Below are 17285 nucleotides of genomic sequence, written 5' to 3' on the forward strand. Positions count from 1 at the left end.
GAAACGATTGTATCGTAAGGCATTCTAGCACAACATAATACAGTCATCGCGTGTTGCTGCGACAGCAGGGTCGAGATCATTGCGGCGGGCCCGGCCGCCGGTCACGGTTCGCAGCCCCTTCCATGGCCTCGAGGAATACCTCGGGAACCGAAGCCCATTCGTCGTTCCATCGGCCAGCCCGCTGATCGTCGCGGAGTGCGACCAGCAGTGCCGCCACTTCTTCGCCCCCATCGAGCAGATACCGGTTCATGCCCTGCCCCGCGCAGATCGCCGCAGCCTCGGCCAGATGCGCCTTTGCCTCCTCGACCCGACCGTCGGCGGCCAGGCAGGTCACGAGGAGCCTGGTTGCCGCCAGCATGGCTCGGCGACGTCCCGTGCCGGTGAGGGACTGCCACCATTGCCGGGCCCAGGCCACGGCGCGGGCCGTGTGCTCCGGGGACCGCTTCGCGAGCAGGGACCGGATCGCGGTGTCGTCCTCGATCTGCGCGGTGACCTGACCGATGCCATCCGCCGACGGCGCCCTGGATGTGTCGCGGGGGCGGGACACGGCGAGGGCACCGGCGGGAAGGCCCAGCAGGATGCGCTCGTTGTCGATGCGGGCGCGCAGCCGATCGAGTGCGAGGAGTTCCGCGGTGCGGGCCCCGTCGGCCAGGTAGTCGGCGGCCGCGATACGGTCGCCGCGCCACGCCTTGATCCGAGCGCCGACGACATAACGCGCGATCATGAAATCGACGACCCCACCTTCGGATCCGAGCTGGTAGCTCTCGTCGATCAGGCGTTCGGCTTCGTCGATCCGGCCCTGCGCATACCGCAGTTCACCGAGCAAGGCGCCGGCGAGCCGGGTCGCGTGCGAGTGCGCTCCGCCGGCCCGCCGGGCCACCTCCAGCGCGTTCGTGAAGTTGTCCTCCACCGCCGCAAGGTCGAGTTGTTCGTAGGCGGCGATCCCGGCGAAGGCGTACCCGTACATGACGCTGAAAGGACCGTTCGTGCGCCCGTGGTAAGTACGTGCCCAGTCCTGCACCTTCGTTGCCGCCGCGTAATCGAATCGGTAGATGAGGCAAAAGGTCTTGACGTTCGCGGCCACCGAAACCGTCCAGGGACGCAAGGTCTCCGGTCTGGTGAGCGCTTCCTCCACCAGTGCGTCGACGCCGTCGATCCGGTCGGCATAGATCTCGAGAACGCCCTCGGCGACCAAGGCTTCGACCCGAATGCTGTCGCGCTCGGTATCGGGAAGCGTGCTCTTGTCGAGAGAGGGCCGGATGTGGTGGAGCGCCCCTTGGGCTTGGTCCGCGCGTTGGAGCAGAATGTTGGCCCACGCGACGGCGAGTTGAAGCGGTGCGCTGTCCCCGACGACCAATGAAGGCAGTTTGGCGACGAGCCCCAACAGCGTCGACATCTGCGAATGCTCGAGCAGGTAGGTTCCGTTCTTCTCGACAAGAGCGACGGCCCGGTGCTCATCTCCGGCAGCAAGGGCGTGGTCGACGGCCTCGCTGAGGAACCGGTGGTCGGCGAACCACCGCGATGCTCGGCGATGTAATTCGTCGATGCGGTCAGGCCGGCCGCGTTCGAGGCGGCGGCGAAGATACTCCGCAAAGAGGTGGTGATAACGGAACCACTCGCCCTCCTCATCGATCCTGCGAAGGAACAAATCACGCTGCTCGACCTCTTCCAGCCGTATCTGCCCGTCCGGAACGGACGCGAGCGTCGAGGCGAGATCGCCACTGACCCGCCCAGTGATCGACGTGGCCATCAGGAAGTCGAGGAGAGCGGGCTCGAGGGTACCGAGGACGTTCTCGGCCAAGAACTCCCCGATCGCGTGATGGCGTCCCGACAAGCTTCCGATCATCTCGGTCGGGTCGTCGCACCCGCGCAGGGACAACGACGCCAGTTGCAGCGCCGCCACCCAGCCGTCGGTCGAATGCGTCAGATTCTCCACATCGTGTTGTCCCAGTGGCAGCCCACCCAGGTCGACGAGGAACGTTCGCGATTCGGAGGGATCGAATCGCAATGCCGCGGCATCTATTTCGAGTACTTCATTGCGCACCTGCATCCGGCTGAGCGGTAAGCCGGATCGTGTTCTGCTGGTCACGATGACCTGAAGTTGCGCACAACAGTTGTCGAGAAGGAAGCCGATGGCGGCCTGGGTTTCGAGACTGCTCACGCGGTGCCAGTCGTCGATGACAACCGCCACCGCGTTCCCGCTGCGGTCGATCTCGTTGATCAGCGTCGACAGGACGTAACGTTCGGCTTGGTCACCATGCTCTTCGAGGGCCTGGCCGAGTTCCCTGGCCAGGGTGGGGCGCACCTGCCGAATTGCCTCGACCAGGTGTGAGAGGAACCAGACGACGTTGTTGTCGTCCGGGTCGACGGAGAGCCACGCGACCGCTATTCCCTCCTCCACCAGCAACTCGCGCCACTGCGCGGCGAGAGTCGTCTTGCCGTACCCGGCGGGGGCATGGATCAGCGTCAGGTGCCGTCCCTTGCCCATACGGAGGAGATCGACCAGGCGGCGGCGCTCGACCAGGGGCCGGTTCGGGGCCGGTGGCCGGTACTTCGTCGACGGAGTGGGTGGCGTCAGTACCGTCTCCGCCCGGATCTGGCCGGAGCCGGTCATCATCTCCGCGAGTGGTGATTGCGCCTGAGTAGCGTCGCCTACGGGTTGTTCCCCCCTGGTGAGCGCCGGCAGCGCCATGTCCACGACGACGAGGCCGTTGCCCTCCTCGGCTCGGCGCAGCTCTTCCCCGAACGCGAGTGCGCTCGCGGGACGGTTGCCCGGCACCGGTTTCATCGCGTGCTCGATCGCGGCGGAGACGTCACGCGGGATGCCCGATTCGTGCAGGTCGGGCACCTCATGGGCGCTGATCCGCAAGAATTGGGCAACGAGCTGCTCACCCTCCCGGCGTTGGAATGCGGCGTGCCCGGTGATCGCGCAGAACAGTGTGGCGCCGAGGCTGTAGACGTCGGAGGCGGGAGTGGGCGATTGTCCTTTGAGCACCTCGGGCGCGGTGTAGGCAGGGGATCCGGTGATGACGCCTGTCGATGTTTCGAATCCGCCGGCGATATGAGCGATCCCGAAATCCGCCAGCTGTGGTTCTCCGTAATCGGTGAGCAGGATATTCGCGGGTTTGACGTCGCGGTGCAGCAGGCCCAGCCGATGCGCGGTCTCGAGCGCACCCGCCATCTTCACCCCGAGCGGAAGCGACTCACGCCAGTCGATCGGGCCCAGCTGGCGAATCCGCGACTCCAGCGATCCCAGTGGGTGGTATTGCATCACGATGTAGGGTCGCCCACCGCGGGTCGTGCCGTAGTGGTGGATGTTCACGATGTTCGGGTGGCCAGACAAGCGGCCCATGGCGCGTTGCTCACGCAGAAATCGTTCGAAATTGTCGGGGTTCAGATCCGCCGTGAGTACCTTGACGGCCACGGTCCGGTCGAGGGAGCGTTGCAGGCAGCGGAGCACGACACCGAATCCGCCCCGGCCGACCGTCGTCGCGTTCTCGAAGCCTGCCGCTTCCAGGTCCGCGGCAAGAACCGTATCGAAGGCACTCACGCCCCCAGATGTTTCAGGATCGGCCATGACTGCAGTCCTCGGCCACCGGAGTACGACCACCGACGATGCCCGTGCGCAGATCCTCGTCGGACGAGTCGGCGACTGCCAAGTGCGGAACCATATGACCACCTCACGCGACGCACCCCGAGCCAATGCTATCGCCGGTCAGGACCAACAAGGGAAAGACAGAAGCGGCCTCCGTCGGCCGGACCATCTGGAGTCAGTGTCTTTCCAACGGTGAAAATGCCCTCGACAGGTAGGCCACCGCCCGGCGCATCACCTCCGCCTCCTACTCGAGCAGCCGGATCCGCTTGCATGCTTCTCCGAGCTCGTCCGACTCGTCCTTGCTGACACCGGGACGCTTCCCGTCCTCGACGTCGGTCTTGCACAGCCAGTTCAACAGGCAGGACTCTTCAGATCCCGAAGTTCTTCCGAACTCTTCCGGATGCGGCTTCGGCATGGCGATCATCCTTCCACCGTGAGGGGCAGATCCCTCACAGGCCAGATGTCAACCAAAGCCGGGGCAGTCCCTTGTGGGTGGATGTGTTGTGCCTCGCGTGTGCGCGTTAGTGAGTACTTCGCAACGAAAGATATTGATTAGGAACGTTAGTACTGGGAGGTAGGGTGTCAGCGTCCGTGGTGTGGGGATGGGTTGTGCCCGCGGGGGTGGGTAGGTGGGATCGGGTGCGGTGGCGTACGAGGCGTCGGTGGGCGCGGCTGCGGCGGTGTGGGGCCGCCGCGGTCGGCGTGTGATGGGGGAGTGCGTCGATGATGTCTTTCGGGAAGCTGAGTGTTCCAAGGTTGCTTGGGGTCGTTGCCGCCGTGGTGGAGTTCGGCGCGCCCTGTATTCGTGGGCGCGGAGTGTTGGGTCGTGTTCGAGTTCGTGGATTGCCGGGCTACCTTGCCGCGGCCCACGAAGGATGCTGTGGTGCAGGCACCACAGCAAACAAGCAGGAGGCCTCGGTCAGCAATCGACCGCACGGTCGTCGCGCACCTGGGGAGACGATCACATGGAAGCGGTGGTGCGGTCCGCGATGACCCAATCGAAAGCATGGGCACGGGAGCGGGCGCCCTGGGCCGCTTTCGAGCGGGGGGCCTCGCCGAGTTCGGCGAGGAGTCTTTCGGAGGTTTCGACGATGCGGGCGAAGGCCGGTGGGTCGAGGTAGGTGGGGCGGGTGGCGAACAGGATGTCTTCGGTGGCGGTGTTGCCGCTGGCGCCGGGCGCGAACGGGCAGCCGCCGAGTCCGCCGAGGGCGCCGTCGACGACATCGGCTCCGGCGGTGATGGCGGCGAGTGTGTTGGCTACCCCCATCCCCCAGGTGTCATGGCCGTGAAAGACGGTGCGGCGTTCGGGGAACAGTGCTTGGGCGTGGTGCACGAGGGAGGTCACCTGGGCGGGGACGGCTTGCCCGAGGGTGTCGCACAGGACGGTCTCGTGAGTGCCGTCGGTGCGAGAGTCGGCGACGATGTCGAGTACTCGTTGCTCGCGAACCGGCCCGTCGAAGGGGCAGGTGAAGGCGGTCGCGATGCACAACTGGATGCGGCCGTCGACCTCGCGGGTGGTCTCGATCGCAGTGGGCATTGCAGTGAGGCTGTCGTCGGTGCTGCGGCCGATGTTCGCCTGGTTGTGGGCGTCGGAGGCGGACAGGCAGTACTGGAAGTTCCTCGCGCCTGCCGCGGCGGCCTTGTCGACGTGTCGTGGAGTGGCCACCCACACCCAGCAGCGGGCGAGCTCCTCCGGGGTCAACTCGGCGATGACCTCGAGGGTGTTGGCCATCGGCGGGACGAGGTCGGGGCGGGCCAGCGAGCCGATCTCCAACTCGGGCACACCGAGGTCGAGGAGGGCGCGGATGATCGCGAGCTTGCGGCCGGTGGGGAGCATCTTGCCGGTCAGCTGCAGGCCGTCACGCAAGGTCACATCCCGCAACGCGGCTCGGGGTTGGTCGGTCATGCGTGGCTCCCATCGAGGTAGCGGGCGCGGATCTCGGCGGTGTGTTCGCCGAGGTCGGGTCCGACGGTGCGGACCGGGAGGGACTTGCCGCCGATCACGGGGACAATGCCGGGGAAGCCCACCTGCTTGGGTTCGTCGTCGCCGATGTCGACGGGGAAGTGCTGGATCATCTCTCGGGCGGCGTACTGGTCGTCGGCGGCGGTGAAGATCGGCCCGGACGGCACCCCGGCTTCGTCGAGGATCTTCAGCGCCAGGTCACGGGGGTGACGGATTGTCCAGGCTCCGATGGCCTGGTCGAGTTCGTCGCGGCGGCGCCACCGGCCGTCGTTGGTGGAGATCGCATCGCGCGCGGGCCCGCAGCGTAAGCAGGTTCGTGGGTGCACTGATCGGACTGTTGCCGATGGGAGCAGCGAGTGTGAACGGCTACGCACGGTGCTCGAATGGCCGGCGGGACCCCGCCGGCACAGCTGTCCCGGCTCGGCATGCCCGGAGTTGAGGAGCCGCGCATGCGGGGGCCGGGGAGTCTCTACCCGAAGTAGCTGTCACGCAATGAAGCAGTGCGCGATTATCTTCCGGGTGGTCGGCAATTGTCGCCCCGGTGTGGACAGCCTCGCTCATTCGGGAAGTCGGCGTCCCTCGAAGCACGTCGAGTAAGTCCCGGCGCGCAGCTGACGAGCCGTGCTGCCGTGCGCACCCGGCTGATGTTGGTCCGCGATGCCGCGGTCCGGGTGCTGTCCGGTTCGCCCCGGGCGGGGTGACACTATTCGACACCACGGCAGTGTGAACCCTGGGTAAAGCTCCTTGCGGGGAAGGGCGGAGCGGTCGATGTGTCCGGGGGTGTCTGCGAGGCTGGACGGACCGCCGCAATGACATTCGGAGTCCCATGAGCACTCACCCACCACACAGTGAACCCGGTACCGCCGATTCCCCGATCGGCGATGCTCTCCTCTGGCTGGGCGGCGGCCAGGCGAACGACCGCGCCGAACCCGTCGAGCGCACCACATACCAGGTCACCGGGCTGGTCGTACTGGCCAACGCACTACTCGCCTGGGTAGTCGCCACCATGGCCGTTGCAAACGCGACAGCCTGGCCAGTCCTCACGCTGCCGCCGTTCACCGTGATCTTCGGTCTGCTGATGGGCGCCCTGGCCCGCACCCTTGCCAGCGGGCGGCAGGTTCGATGGTCCGGGTTGGTGGGCCGCGCGGCGGTCGCACTGTTCATCGGGGCGGTGCTCGGTGAGCTGGCCTTCATCGGCATCACCGCCGGACCGATCGACCGGATACTCGATGACCGGGCCGCCGCGCAGGTCGCCGCGGCCCCGGCTGTCGCGCAGTCGGCGCAGACCCTGGACCGGCTGCGGGCTCAGCGGGCCATTCTCGACGAGTCGGTGCGCGACGCCCGCGCCCAACGCGACGAAGCGCTCGTCGTCGCCCGCTGCGAATTCAACCCATCCCCGGCCTGCCCGCCGGAGAAGATCACCGGTGTGCCTGGCGCCGGACCCGAGACACGCACCGCCAACGAACTACTCGCCGACGCCCAGCACGAACTCGACACCGCCCTCGCGACCCACGATCGCGAAGCACGTGCCCTCGACGCCGACATCGCGCAGGCCACCGACGGTCTCACCGCCGCACAGGCCGCGGCGCCGTCGGACCTGAACCGCGGCCTCGGCGCGCGGTGGACGGCGATGCACGACTACACGGTCGGCCACACCGGCGCGTTGATCCTGCGGTTGGCCACCACTGCCTTCTTTGCGGTGCTGAGCTTGCTGCCGCTGGTGCTGAAGCTGTGGCGCGGTGAAACCGAGCAGGATCGTCGCGACGTCGCCCGTGCAGAGCGGGAGCGGGCTGAACGTGAGGCCGACACCGCGATTGCCGTGAAGCGGGCGCAGGTCAGGGCCGCCGCCGAGGCCCTGTGGGCGGAGCAGCAATTGGCTGCGACCCGTCTCGCCGCCGAGGCGGAGACCGCGATCGCGCGGGAGCGGCAGCGGCGAAGGGTCGTGGCGGCACACGGTGGGGAGCTCACCGCACCGTCACAAGCACTGCGATCGTCCGGAGATCTCACCGAGCCCACGCCGCTGGCGGAGCTGACCGCGGCGGCGCTCACCGCACCGTCCGCCACCGACGAGCCCCCGGCGGGGCCGGAGACCGACGACACCGACACCGACATCGACACCGGGAACCTGCCCGTACCGGTCGACTCGGCGCCGGTGGAGCAGCGCCGAAGCGGGCCGCTCGGCATGCTGCCCGCCGCTCTACCATTAGGCAATCCGATACCGGACATCACCAGGGCCGTCACCGGGATCATCCGCCCGTTCGTGCCGCCGATCCTCGCCCGGGCGGTCGGCCACACCCGGCGGACCCTCGTCGAGGAATTCGAGGAGGTGAACGTCAGCTACACCCGGCGCCGCACGGTGACCGTGGACGAGCAGCAGAGCACCTCGACACCGGTCGGCGATCAGACCGAGGCGGGCGTCGAACAGTCGCTACCCACTCGGGTGACCGCGACCCGCATCGCCGAGCCCCCGCACAGTGGATCGAGGCCTGAGTGGCTGCCGGACTCGCTGGAGCCGGCACCGGACCTCGACGACTCGCACACACTCACCGCGGCGGTCCGCCACGTACCAACTGCACCGAAGGGTCCGCGGGAGCTGCCGCCGGGCGAGTGAAGCGGGCGGGAAGTGCGAGCGACAGAAGGCCGCTGACGTATACGACACACCCCAGTGGTCGACGGAAAGCCCGGGTGGCACAGCGCCGTTCAATTGTTCGGCGGGTCAGTTCGTCTCGATGTCGGAGTACATCGGGAGGCCTTTCCAGTCGATGGTCACGTTGGACACGTTCTCGGACCAGCCGCTGGCGGCGTTGCGGTACCACATGGGGACCGCGGGCAGGTCGCGTAGGAGCACCTCCTGGGCCTGGTCGGTGAGCTGCTGTGCCTTCTGCGGGTCGGTCTCACCGGCGGACGCGCGGAGCAGGCGGTCGAATTCGGGGTTGGAGTAGTCGCCGTCGTTGGAGCTGCCGCCGGTCTGGTAGTTCTGGGCGAGGAAGCCGTACTGCTGCGGGTAGTCGCCTTGCCAGCCCGAACGGAACGCGCTGGGGATGGTGCGGTTGGTGGCCTCGGTGCGGATCTGCGCGAACGTGGGGTATTCCTTGCCCTTCGCGTCGATGCCGAGGGTGTTGCGGATGCTGTTGGTGGCGGCGTCGACCCATTCCTTGTGGCCGCCGTCGCCGTTGTACGCGATCTCGAAACTGCCGGTCCACGGGGCGAGGACGTCGGCTTGGGCCCATAGCCGCTTGGCCGCCTCCGGGTCGTATTTCAGGTTGCCGTTTCCGGTGAGCGAATCCGACCAGCCGGGAAGTGCGGGGCTGGTGAAGTCGAGCGCGGGCGTGCGGGTGTTGTTGAAGATCTGCGCGGTGATCTGGTCGCGGTTGATCGCCATCGAGATGGCCTGGCGGCGCAGCCTGCCCTCGTCACCGCTGAAGTGCGGCAGCCGGCCTGGGATGGTGAAGGCCTCGTTCGTCGCGGACGGCTGGTTTACCGTGCGCCCTGGCAGGTCGGTCTCGTAGGTGGTGACGGCGCTCGGCGGCACCTGGTCGAGGACGTCGAGGTTGCCCGCGAGCAGGTCGGTGTAGGCGGTGTCGAGGTTGTTGTACATGATGAAGTCGACGCCGTCGTTGTGCGCCTTGCGGTTGCCGTTGTAGTCCGGGTTCGGGACCAGGTCGATCCGCACGTTGTGCTGCCAGGCGGCCGGCGCCGCGAACATGTACGGGCCGTTGCCGATCGGGTTCTCCCCGAACGCGGTCATGTCCTGGTACGCGGCGGCGGGCAGCGGGTAGTAGGCCTCGAAGCCGAGGCGGTCGGGGAACGCCGCCTCGGGTTGCTCGAGTTCGATGGTGAAGGTGGAGTCGTCGACGACCTTGAGCCCGGACATCGTCGGCGCGGTCGGGTTCTCGGCGGCCACCTCGTCGTAGCCGCGGATGGGGTCGAAGAACGAGGCCTGGAGTTGCGCGTTCGTCGACAGTGCACCGTAGTTCCACGCGTCGACGAAGGAGGCGGCCGTGACGGGCGTGCCGTCGGTGAACCTCCACCCGCCCTTCAGCCTCACGGTGAAGGTGCGGCCGTCGGTGGTCTCGATCGATTCCGCGACCTCGTTGTGCATGTTGCCGTCGGCGTCGTACGAGACCAGCCCGGCGAACAGCGAATCGACGACGCGCCCGCCCTGGCTCTCGCTGGTATTGGTGGGAATCAACGGGTTCTGCGGTTCACCCGCCCAGGCGTTGACGACACCGGCGCCGCCGCCGCTCGTGGAATCACCGGACGAGCAGGCAGTCAGCATCGTTGCTGCCAGGCCCACCGCTACCAGCCCGGTTGCCACGCAGGTGATGTGCACGAGGGTCCTCCCAGATCTCCCAGTCCCCGGGAGTTGCTTCCCGGCTCGTTCGGTTCCGGTGAGCCGGTCCGATTCCGCGGTGAGATTCCGCGGTGATTGTGACTGGCTGATGGAACCGCCGTCCTCTTGGTCGGGTTCAGAGTGTGTAGCGGATCAGCCGTGAGCTGTTACCGACCACGGCGACCGAGGAGGCGTTGTGCAGGACGGCGGCGAGGACGGGGGAGAGGGCGCCGCCGGCGCTGACGAGCAGTCCGATCGCGTTGACGGCGATGGACATTCCGTAGTTTTGTGCGATGACGGCGACGGCGTGGCGGCCGAGGTCGCGGACATCGAGGATGCGGTCCAGGTCGTCGCTGGCGAGGGCGACGTCGGCGGTCTCGACGGCGACATCGGTGCCGGCTAATCCCATGGCGATGCCGATGTCGGCGGCTGCGAGCGCGGGGGCGTCGTTGGTGCCGTCCCCGACCATGGCGACGACGTGGCCGGCGTGCTGTAGTGCGCGCACCGCTGCGAGTTTGTCGTCGGGCATGACCTCGGCGCGCCATTCGTCGATGCCGAGTTCGGTGGCGACCGCGGCCGCGGTGTCGGGATGGTCGCCGGTGAGCATCACGATCCGTTTCACCCCGTCGGCGCGGAGTTTGCGCAGCACGGCGGCGGCGTTCGGTCTAGCTTCGTCGCGGAGGCTGATCAGCCCGACGAGGGTGCCGTCGACGGCCAAAAGGAGCGGGGTTTCGGCGTGGCCGCGGAGCCGGCTGACCCAGTCGGCGGCCTCGTCGGTGACGGTGATGTTCTCGTTGCGTAGCAGGGAGGGGCTGCCGAGGAGCAGAGTGCGCCCGTCGGCGATGGTGCGCATGCCGAGGCCGACGAGGACCTCGCATTCCTCGTGTGGGGGGATGGCGATGTGCCGTTCCTCGGTGCTGCGGATGACGGCGGCGGCCAGGGGGTGGCGGGAGTGGATCTCGGAGCTGGCGGCGTAGGCGAGCACTTGCTCGGGGGTCCAGGCGTCGTCGAAGGCGACGATGTTGGTCACCACCGGCCGCCCGACGGTGAGGGTGCCCGTTTTGTCGAACACGACGGCGTCGACGCGGCCGGCTTGTTCGAGGTGTGAGCCGCCCTTGATGAGAATGCCGCGGCGGGCACCGTTTCCGATTGCCGCGCTGATCGCGGTCGGGGTCGACAGGCCGACGGCGCACGGGCAGGCCACCAGCAGCATCGTCATCGCCCGGCGAACATCGCGGGTGAGCAGCAGGGTCACCGCCGAGAGCACGAAGGAGGCGGGCACGAAGCGGCGGGAGAAGTTCTCTCCGACGGTCTGGATCGGGGCCCGATCTTCCTGGGCCTGCTCGACCCGGGTGATGATGCGCCCGATGGTGGTGTCCTTGCCGACGGCGGAGGCGCTCACCACGAGGCGACCGCGGATGACCACGGACCCGGCATGCACCCGATCGCCGGTTTCGATGCTGACGGGCAGGATCTCACCGGTGATCGCCGACTGGTCCACGATGGCGTGACCGTCGACGACGATTCCGTCGACGGGGAGCGCCACGTGGTCGTGGACGATGACCTCGTCGCCGACCTCGAGGCGCTCGACGTCCACCGATACCTCGGAGCCGCCGGGGAGCCGCACCCAGGCGGTGTCCTGCGTTCCGGTCAGCAGATCCGAGATCGCGCGGCGGGTGCGGCGCAGGGTCAGATCCTGCAGGTATTCCCCGATGTTGAGCAGCCACAGCACGGTCAGGGCCACCACGTTCTCCCGGAGCACGAGGCTGGCGATGGTGGCGGCCGAGACCAGCGCATCGGTTCCGGCGGAGCGGTTTCCGACGAGCGAGCGCAGCGCCCCGCGCAGGAACGGGTAGCCGGTGAAGACGGTGGCACCGGTGGCGACGAGACGGCCGGTGGGGCCGAGCATCGGGGGCCGGCGTAGTGCGTACCGGCGCAAACCCAGCAGGGTCAGGGCGGCGCCGCCGATCGCCATCCGCAGGACATCACCGTTGGTGACGTCCGCCGACCGGGGCGGCCGATGCGGGATGTGTGACCGGGAGGTCTTCTGCCCGGTGGCGATGGCGCCCAGGACCTCGTGCAGGTCGGCTCGGGTGCGGGAGTACCAGACCACGACCGACGCGGTGCGCGGGTAGGCGTGCACGGCCCGCACCCCGGAGATCATGGTGACGGCGTCCTCGACGGCGACCGCCCGTCCTGGGCTGGATTTGAGCCAGTCCACCTGGATCCGCAGGCGACCAGCGGCATGGGCCACGACCCGCACGCCCTCCGGCACGTCGGCATCGGTCAGCGTGCCGGTTGGTGCGGGGGCGGCGCTGATGTCAGTGAGCGTGGTCATGCCCATGCCCGGGTTCGGTGGGCAGGGATGCCTCCTCACCGATCCGCTCCTTGGCTTCCGCCACGACATCCGAGACCGCGAGCCGGGCGGACTCGGCGCCTTCCTCGGCCTTGCGGACCCCGCGCAGACCCCACGCGGTCGCCGTCACCGCGGCGCCCCGCACCGGGGTCTTCCCGACGAGTTTGCGGACCCCTTCGTATGCGGCCACCCCCACCGCGCCGGTCACGACCGTCGACGCCGCCTTCACCACCAGTGCGTGCAACATGAACCCACTCCTCTTCGTCACGGATCCCGTGCCCGCACCACGTGCCCGAGCCGGCAGGACCTCTCTACCGGGGACTTGCGTCCCATGCTAGTGCCCCGCCAAGCGCCTTGACCTGCGCAAGGGGGAATGGCCGGAAGCTACTTTTGCTGACTGCACCTCGTGGGCCTCCGGGCTGCCGCGCGCCTGCGCTCGCGCTCCGTCATTCCGCCCCACACGCCGTACGCCTCGCCCGCCGCGAGTGCGTAGTCACGACAGGGCCGCATCACCGGGCACTGTGCGCACAGCGTCTTCGCCGCAGTCTCGCGCCGATCCCGTGCCTTCCGGCTCTCACCGGTGGGCGAGAAGAACGTGCTGGTGTCGGTGCCGCGGCACCGAGCGCGCATCGGCCAGCCGGTCGGGTGACTCGGGCGGTGCGCTTTCCGCGGAGGCGACCCGGATCCGGCAGGCGGAGGTGGGGGTACAGCAGTCATCCCTTAATGGTAACTATTGCCAATAAGGGTCGGTGGGGTGGCTGCACTGTCGAACCGGCCTCCGGGCGCCGCACCATCGCCGGACTCGGAAAGACTCTGGTCAGCGGGCCGTTACCGCCCAGCCCGCCGTGGGCTCGGGAGGGTGGGTTCGTCGGCCGTCGTTCGTGCGGTCAGTACGCGTAGGTGTTGGCCGGGGCCGGGATTCGGCGTACGTCCGTGACCGTGAGGGTGGGTGTGTAGCCGGTGTCGGCGGTGGCGGTGTCGGGTTGTACGTCGCCGGTGACCGACAGCCAGGTTCCCTCGGGGATGTCGCCGAGGTTGCCGTCGAGGTGGACCCGGATGGTGCGGGCGTCGGCGGCGCAGCAGATGATCAGGATCCGGGCCAGGTCCAGGCCGTCGCGGCCGTCGTTGCGGGTTGCGAGCACGAAGCCGGCGGTGGTGATCTGCCGGTCATCGAGGCTGCCGGCCCGGTCGCGGGCCGCCCGCCCGATGACCTCGAGGAGCGGCACTTCCGGTGCGGGACCGTCCGGGAGCGGGGGGAACGCTGTCTTGTCCGGCGCCGCCATCGTCTGCTGCGCCGTCGACGAACCTACCGACGACGCCCTGAGGGCGGGCGGTGCCACGAACAGGATCATCGCGGCCGGAATCAGCAGCATCCAGTAGGGCCTCGTGCTGTGCCGGTGCTCGTCTGCGTCCGGCGCCTGCCCGCGGCGGATATCGTGGGCGATCGCGGCGATCCCCAGGACGATGATCACCAGGGCGGCGGCCAGAAGGTACGGGAGCAGGCCGGGTTTGACGTAGCGGACGTAGCTGCCGTCGACGGCGATCTTGACCAGCGCCCCGCCGACCAACAGGAGCAGGACATTGGCGGTTTCGCGGTTCACCGGACACCGCCGAGCACGAGATACCCTGCCACGCAGGCGCAGAGCACTGCGACGACGAAGGTGAGTGGGGCGAACCGGACGGTGAACGCGCGGCCGAAGCTGCCCGCCTGCATGGCGATGAGTTTGACGTCCACCGCGGGCCCGACCACCAGGAACACCAACCGCGGCAGCAGCGGCAGCATCGAGATGCTCGCCGCCACGAAGGCGTCGGCCTCCGAGCACAGGGCCAGCACGACCGCCAAGAGCGCCATCACGAGGATGGCGAGGAGCATCTGACCCGCGAGGTGCTCGTAGATCCACGACGGCACCAGCACGTGCAGGGCGGCCGCGGCCGCGGCGCCGAGGACCAGGTACGACCCGGCCTGCAGCAGATCGTGGCGGGCGGATTCGGCGAACACCACCCACCGGGAACCACCCGTGTCGGTGTCGTGGTGGTTCAGCCTCGCGGTGATCCACTCGGTTCGCCCGAACCGGGACCATACCCACCCCATGACCAGTGCGGTCGCGAGCGAGCCCGCCAGTCGCGCCACCACCATCGCCGGCTCACCCGGGAACGCGACGGCGGTGGCGACCAGTACCACCGGGTTGATCGCAGGAGCGGACAGCAGGAACGTCAATGCCGCCGCGCTCGGCACCCCCTGCTCCATCAGCCGCCGGGCCACCGGCACCGCACCGCATTCACACCCCGGCAGGGCGGCCCCCGCCGGCCCGGCCACCCCGACCGCCACCGATTCACGCCTGGGCAGCACTGCGCGCAGCACCCGCGGGGAGACGAACGCGGCGATCGCCCCGCTGATCAGGACACCGAGCACCAGGAACGGTGTCGCCTGCACGAAGACGCCGGTGAACACGGTGGCAGCGGTCTGCAGTGTCGGAAACGAGTTGACGAACCCGATGAGCGAGTGGCGGAACAACAACGCCGCGACCAGCAGCGCCCCGAATACGTGCATCGAGGTCAGGCGGGGCCCGGTCGCAGCATGCACGAGCCCCATCATGCCTGCTCCCGGGGACGCCACCCCGGGCCACGGGCCGCCCGCATCACTCGTACCGCGCTACGGACGCCGCCGCAGCGACTGTGGCGCCGTCACCGGGCCTCGTGACCAATCGCCGGCGACCCATTCCACGAGGGCGGAGTAGGTCCGCGGAGTATCGGCGCACGCTATCCACGTCGCGCCCTCCGATGTCGCGCTGTGCGCGGGCCGGTAGGCGACGCCGACCATAGGCCCGTCGCTGCACGACCCCATGCACGGGAGTCGCACCAGCACCCCGCCTTTCGTGGCGCGGATCAGGTTCCGAATCCGTGCGGGGCCTTCCGTGCAGAACACATCGGAGGTGGATTCGGCACTGTGCCGGCGCCACAGGGCGGCGCACCGCATTCCTGCGCACAGTCCCACCGTCGGGCCGCCCTCGTCGGAAGGGTCGGTGCGAGCGCCCATGACAACTCCTTAATGGAAATCATTTCCGTTAAGAAGAGCAGGGTGCTGTGCCCTCGTCAGTCCTCGCCAGGGCAACGGCGCCGTCACGTAGCGGTCGAGGACACCTGCTGCTCACTGGTCCTCCTCGGGGAGGTAGCGCACGCGCCCATTGGGGGGCAGTCCGCCGGCGCCGGTGAGGGCGTCGAGGTCGTCGCCGGTCCCGATCACGATGACGCGGCCGCGTACGTGCAGCACCTCGACGTCGGTGCCGTACAGCTCCGACAGCACCGCCGAGGTCATGACCTGGTCCGGTCTGCCGATGCGGAACCGCCCGTTCACCAGATACAGCATCCGGTCGATCAGCGGCAGGATCGGATTGATCTCGTGGGTCACGAACAGCACCGCGGTGTCGTGGGTGCGCCGGCGCCGGTCGATGAGACCCGAGACCAGGCGCTGGTTGGCCAGATCCAGGCTCAGCAGAGGCTCGTCGCACAGCAGGACCTGCGGGTTGCCGACGAGGGCCTGCGCGATCCGCAGCCGCTGCTGCTCCCCGCCGGACAGCGACCCGATCGGCGCATCCGCATAGTCCTGCGCCCCGACCTCGGCGATCGCGGCGTCGACGATCGTGCGCCGCCACCTCCGCCGACGCAGACCGGTGCCCCACCGGTGGCCGTCGACGCCGAGCCCGACGAGGTCGCGTCCCCGCAGCGGCAACCGTCGTCCATGGACCTCTGCTGGGGGATGTACCCGACGTCCGCATTACCCGACCGGGCCGGGGAACCGGCGATGCGTGCGGTGCCGGAGCTGAGGGCCAACTGCCCGAGCAGAATCTTGAGCAGCGACGTCTTGCCGGACCCGTTGGGGCCGAGGACGGCGACGAACTCGCCCGGTTCCACGGTGAGGTCGAGGTCCTGCCAGAGGGTGCGGTCACCGAAGGACAACCGCGCCCCCCGCAGCTGCACTGCGGGGGTGCGACTGTGGTCGGCGTTGCTCGACATCCGTTCGGTCACAAGACGATCAACCCCTATTGCAGGGCTGCGGCCAGCGCCTTCGCGGTGTCGGTCTGCCACTGGAGGTAGTCGAGGCCCTCGGGCAGGGTCTCGGTGACCTCGACGACCGGAATCCCGGCCGCCTCGGCCGTCGCCCGCACGTCCTCGGTGACGTTGTCCTGGGTCTGCACGTTGTAGACCAGGGCCTTGACCTGCTTGTCTGCGAACAGTTGCCGGATGGCCGCGATGTCGGCGGCCGCCGGGTCGTTGCCGTTCTCGATGGCGCTGGTGAACCCTTCCGGGGTGACATCCTGCAGGGAGGCCTCCTCGAGGAGATAATGGGCGATCGGCTCGGTCTGCACGACGGGCGCGTCCCTGTGGGTCGCGGCGATCGAGTCGGTCACCGCCGTGATCTGCGCGAGCTGACCGGAGAAGCTGTCCGCGTTGGCCCGATACGCGCCGGCATTGTCGGGATCGAGTTCGCCCAACTGGTCCGCGATGGCATGCGCGGTCGCGTCGACCGCCGCGACGTCGTACCAGACGTGCTCGTTGATCTCGCCGTGATCGTGCCCCTCGGGTGACTCGCCGGTGTGAGCCGCCGCGCTCTCGTGCTGGTCCCCTCCGGCAGGCGCCCCGCCCTCGAGGATGTCGAAGGCGTTGACGGTGCGCTGATCACTGCTTCCGTCGCCGCTGCCCAGGATGTCGTCGACGAACTGGTCGTAACCACCACCGTTGTAGACCACCAGGGACGCGTCGGTGACCTCGGCGGCGTCGGCCGGGCTCGCCTCGAACGAGTGCGGATCAGCCGAGGGATCGGTGATGATCGAGGTCACCTGCAGGTGGTCGCCCGCGACGGCCTGCGCAACACTGCCCCACACATCGGTGGATGCCACGACGGTCACCGGGCCGGCGGCTGTGTCGGTCTCCTGGTCGGACCCGCACGCGGTGAGGGTCAGGGCTGCGGCAGCGGACAGGCCTGCGGCCACAGTGGTGACACGGAACGATCGGGACCAAGACACGCGAAACTCCTCGA

Annotated in this window: 12 protein-coding genes and 2 pseudogenes; 1 reads left to right on the forward strand and 13 read right to left on the reverse strand. The window is 68.5% G+C overall.

From position 1 onward, the window contains the following. Positions 1–76: 76 nt before the first annotated feature. The 4 genes and pseudogenes from OYT95_RS43995 to OYT95_RS44010 all read right to left on the reverse strand — a co-directional run. Positions 77–3577 carry a protein kinase domain-containing protein gene (locus OYT95_RS43995; protein WP_442972592.1) on the reverse strand — a complete coding sequence of 1167 codons (3501 nt, stop codon included), beginning with the start codon at positions 3575–3577 and terminating at the stop codon, positions 77–79. A 262-nt stretch (positions 3578–3839) separates the two neighbouring features. Further along, positions 3840–4010, reverse strand: a complete 171-nt coding sequence (locus OYT95_RS44000; RefSeq protein ID WP_268792723.1) for a hypothetical protein — start codon at positions 4008–4010, stop codon at positions 3840–3842. 546 nt (positions 4011–4556) lie between these two features. Further along, on the reverse strand, positions 4557–5501 hold the full coding sequence (locus OYT95_RS44005) for a hydroxymethylglutaryl-CoA lyase (protein WP_268792724.1): 945 nt from the start codon (positions 5499–5501) through the stop codon (positions 4557–4559). Next, a pseudogene (locus OYT95_RS44010) lies at positions 5498–5839 on the reverse strand (CoA transferase); the annotation flags it as partial. The pseudogene OYT95_RS44010 and the gene OYT95_RS44005, both read right to left, overlap by 4 nt. A gap of 545 nt (positions 5840–6384) precedes the next feature. Between OYT95_RS44010 and OYT95_RS44015 the strand changes: the two are divergent. Next, on the forward strand, positions 6385–8169 hold the full coding sequence (locus tag OYT95_RS44015) for a DUF4407 domain-containing protein (RefSeq protein ID WP_268792725.1): 1785 nt from the start codon (positions 6385–6387) through the stop codon (positions 8167–8169). 105 nt (positions 8170–8274) lie between these two features. On the opposite strand, the gene OYT95_RS44020 is transcribed toward OYT95_RS44015, so the two are convergent. The 9 genes and pseudogenes from OYT95_RS44020 to OYT95_RS44060 form a co-directional block, all read right to left on the reverse strand. After that, on the reverse strand, positions 8275–9891 hold the full coding sequence (locus tag OYT95_RS44020; protein WP_268792726.1) for a peptide ABC transporter substrate-binding protein: 1617 nt from the start codon (positions 9889–9891) through the stop codon (positions 8275–8277). A gap of 136 nt (positions 9892–10027) precedes the next feature. After that, a complete protein-coding gene (locus OYT95_RS44025; protein WP_268792727.1) occupies positions 10028–12229 on the reverse strand; it encodes a heavy metal translocating P-type ATPase in 2202 nt (733 codons plus the stop codon). Next, on the reverse strand, positions 12213–12494 hold the full coding sequence (locus OYT95_RS44030) for a DUF1490 family protein (RefSeq protein WP_268792728.1): 282 nt from the start codon (positions 12492–12494) through the stop codon (positions 12213–12215). Before OYT95_RS44030 ends, OYT95_RS44025 begins: the two co-directional genes overlap by 17 nt. A gap of 137 nt (positions 12495–12631) precedes the next feature. Beyond that, a complete protein-coding gene (locus tag OYT95_RS44035) occupies positions 12632–12964 on the reverse strand; it encodes a WhiB family transcriptional regulator (protein WP_328286583.1) in 333 nt (110 codons plus the stop codon). A 170-nt stretch (positions 12965–13134) separates the two neighbouring features. Beyond that, positions 13135–13848, reverse strand: a complete 714-nt coding sequence (locus OYT95_RS44040; RefSeq protein ID WP_268792729.1) for a TIGR03943 family putative permease subunit — start codon at positions 13846–13848, stop codon at positions 13135–13137. Then, positions 13845–14843 (reverse strand): permease, encoded by a 999-nt coding sequence (locus OYT95_RS44045; protein WP_268792730.1) that lies wholly within the window; start codon positions 14841–14843, stop codon positions 13845–13847. Before OYT95_RS44045 ends, OYT95_RS44040 begins: the two co-directional genes overlap by 4 nt. A gap of 57 nt (positions 14844–14900) precedes the next feature. Beyond that, on the reverse strand, positions 14901–15284 hold the full coding sequence (locus OYT95_RS44050; protein WP_268792731.1) for a hypothetical protein: 384 nt from the start codon (positions 15282–15284) through the stop codon (positions 14901–14903). Between the two features lie 111 nt (positions 15285–15395). Next, positions 15396–16273: pseudogene (locus OYT95_RS44055) on the reverse strand (metal ABC transporter ATP-binding protein). A gap of 14 nt (positions 16274–16287) precedes the next feature. Beyond that, positions 16288–17271, reverse strand: a complete 984-nt coding sequence (locus tag OYT95_RS44060) for a metal ABC transporter solute-binding protein, Zn/Mn family (RefSeq protein WP_268792732.1) — start codon at positions 17269–17271, stop codon at positions 16288–16290. Between the last annotated feature and the right edge of the window lie 14 nt (positions 17272–17285).

The sequence above is a fragment of the Rhodococcus sp. JS3073 genome (genome assembly GCF_026810085.1).
GTDB lineage: Bacteria > Actinomycetota > Actinomycetes > Mycobacteriales > Mycobacteriaceae > Rhodococcus_F > Rhodococcus_F wratislaviensis.